We start from the raw sequence: 1,139 nt of genomic DNA on the forward strand, positions 1-1,139 counted from the left end.
GGACTTGACCGCTCAGCGGTCCGATTTGAAGGACGCCGGTTGCACCAAGATATTTGCCGAGAAGATCACCGGCACCCGCCGCGACCGCCCGCAGCTTGAGCGGATGCTTGACCACTTTCGAGCCGGTGACGTTGTAACTGTCACGCGCTTGGACCGTTTGGCCCGTAGCACGCGCGACCTGCTCGATATTGCCGAGCGTATCCAGGCGGCGGGCGCAGGGCTGCGCAGCCTGGCTGAACCCTGGGCCGACACCACGACCCCCGCCGGTCGAATGGTGTTGACCGTTTTCGCCGGTATCGCCGAGTTCGAGCGCAGCTTGATCATCGACCGCACCCGTTCAGGCCGCATTGCGGCCAAAAAGCGCGGCACCAGGTTCGGGCCGACCCCTGCCCTATCCGACGAACAGCTCGCCCTTGCTCGCAAGCTCATGGACGAAGGTAAGCGCGCCCGCGAGGTTGCGCCGATGTTCAACGTGCATGTTTCGACCCTCTATCGGGCATTGAATCGAAATGTTGCATAGCTGCTAGATTGTAGATAGCTGTTAAATATGACCACGAGGAACACAGCCACTATGCAGACAGTAACCGCGGATTCGGGAAAAGCAGGCAAGTCCAAATCCAAGAAGACGGCAACCCGAGACGGTCGCCGCTCACGTCGAACCAGGCGCACCGTCCAGTTCGCAACGCGCGTCACGCCGGAGTGGGATAGCCGCTTTCGCGAGATCGCCGACGAGAAAGACCTGCTGCTGGCCGAGCTACTGGAAAGGATGCTCGAAGCCTACGAACGACAAGACGATAAATAGGGGAAGGAATGGTGGAATCGACACGGAACGGCGGCCCGCAGCCGCTCGGCTCAGCTCTTGACCAAGCTATCGCCCGCCTTGGCGAGAACATCAAAAGCGCACCCAGGAAGCTGTGAAACGAGTCAATGAAACGGATTTCTACTCCTACTCGTCAGTCATCAAGAAGCTTGGTTGCTAGGGCCTGTTCACGTTAATCTAAGCGAGTCTTCGACCTCGTGAAAGATTTTGGGACATCCATGTCCCCAAAATCGACTCGGCCTTCGACAGCCTATTAGTGCCCCGGACGTCCTGGTCTCCGACCGCTCCACAGTCGCCTCCCAATGACTACACGCCGTGT

Annotated in this window: 2 protein-coding genes; both read left to right on the forward strand. The window is 59.1% G+C overall.

Annotated elements, in window-relative coordinates; all coding sequences use genetic code 11:
- The coding region (locus BOW53_RS12630) for a recombinase family protein (protein WP_135607118.1) at positions 1 to 520 on the forward strand (520 nt) is incomplete at its 5' end.
- 51 nt (positions 521 to 571) lie between these two features.
- On the forward strand, positions 572 to 802 hold the full coding sequence (locus BOW53_RS12635) for a hypothetical protein (protein ID WP_078488323.1): 231 nt from the start codon (positions 572 to 574) through the stop codon (positions 800 to 802).
- Positions 803 to 1,139: the final 337 nt, after the last annotated feature.

This window comes from Solemya velesiana gill symbiont (genome assembly GCF_002020805.1).
In the GTDB taxonomy this organism is placed as follows: Bacteria; Pseudomonadota; Gammaproteobacteria; order Chromatiales; family Chromatiaceae; genus Sedimenticola_A.